At 55.0% G+C, this 1,235-nt stretch carries 1 protein-coding gene; it reads left to right on the forward strand.

Annotated features, from left to right (window positions below; genetic code table 11):
- Positions 1 to 64: 64 nt before the first annotated feature.
- A protein-coding gene (locus IB245_RS28885; RefSeq protein WP_192496360.1) for an IS3 family transposase occupies positions 65 to 1,227 on the forward strand; the annotation gives its coding sequence in 2 pieces (ribosomal slippage) (positions 65 to 320 and positions 320 to 1,227; 1,164 coding nt in all).
- The last annotated feature ends 8 nt before the right edge of the window (positions 1,228 to 1,235 follow it).

Raw genomic sequence — 1,235 nt, forward strand, 5'->3', positions numbered from 1 at the left:
TGTAGTGGTCTAATGAAACCGGACACCCATTTAGGCGAGAATGCTCGCCAGATCGAGGTGTCAGATGACCAAACAACGCCGCTCCTTTACTCCTGAATTCAAGCGCGAGGCTGCCGACCTTGTGCTCAAGCAAAACTACAGCTACATCGAAGCCAGCCGTTCACTCGGCATTGGTGAGTCGGCATTGCGCCGCTGGGTTGACCAGATTCAGAAAGAACATAAAGGCGTCACCCCGCAGAGCAAGGCACTGACTCCGGAACAGCAAAAAATTCAGGAGCTGGAAGCCCGGATTGCCCGGCTTGAGCGAGAGAAATCAATACTAAAAAAGGCTACCGCGCTCTTGATGTCGGAAGATCACGAGCGTTCGCGCTGATTGCCCAGTTGAGCGCCCATGAGCCGGTTGATTGGCTGTGCAAGGTGTTTGACGTCACTCGCTCGTGTTACTACGCCCAGCGCCTGCGGCGCTGCACGCCCGATGTTGAACGGCTTCGATTGCGTAGTCGCGTCAGTGAGCTGTTCTCGCAAAGTCGTAGCGCTGCGGGCAGTCGCAGCATCCTGTCGCTGATGCGTGAAGACGGTGAGCAACTCGGTCGATTCAAAGTGCGTAGCTTGATGCGCGAGCTTGATTTAGTCAGCAAACAACCCGGCTCCCATGCCTATAAACGAGCAACAGTAGAAAGACTGGATATCCCGAACACATTGAACCGCGAGTTCGATGTGCCAGCGCCCAATCAAGTCTGGTGCGGCGATATCACCTACATTTGGGCGCAAGGCAAATGGCATTACCTGGCTGTCGTCCTGGATCTTTGTACGCGTCGGATCGTGGGCTGGGCGCTGTCGGAAAAGCCAGACGCTGAGCTGGTGATCAAAGCGCTGGATATGGCTTACGAGCAGCGTGGCAGGCCTTCGGATCTGCTATTCCACTCGGACCAGGGATCGCAATATGCAAGCCGACTCTTTCGCCAGCGGTTGTGGCGATACCGCATACGCCAGAGCATGAGTCGACGAGGAAACTGCTGGGATAACGCACCGATGGAGCGCGTATTTCGCAGCTTGAAAACAGAATGGATACCGACCGTGGGCTATCGAACAGCGCAGGAAGCACAGCGCGATATAAGCCATTTTTTGATGCATCGCTACAACTGGATTCGGCCTCATCAATTCAACGATGGGTTGGCACCAGCGCGGGCCGAGGAAAAACTTAACGTCGTGTCCGGGATTAGTTGACCACTACA

Origin of the sequence: Pseudomonas sp. PDM02, assembly GCF_014852285.1 — a bacterium.
Classification (GTDB): Bacteria; Pseudomonadota; Gammaproteobacteria; order Pseudomonadales; family Pseudomonadaceae; genus Aquipseudomonas; species Aquipseudomonas migulae.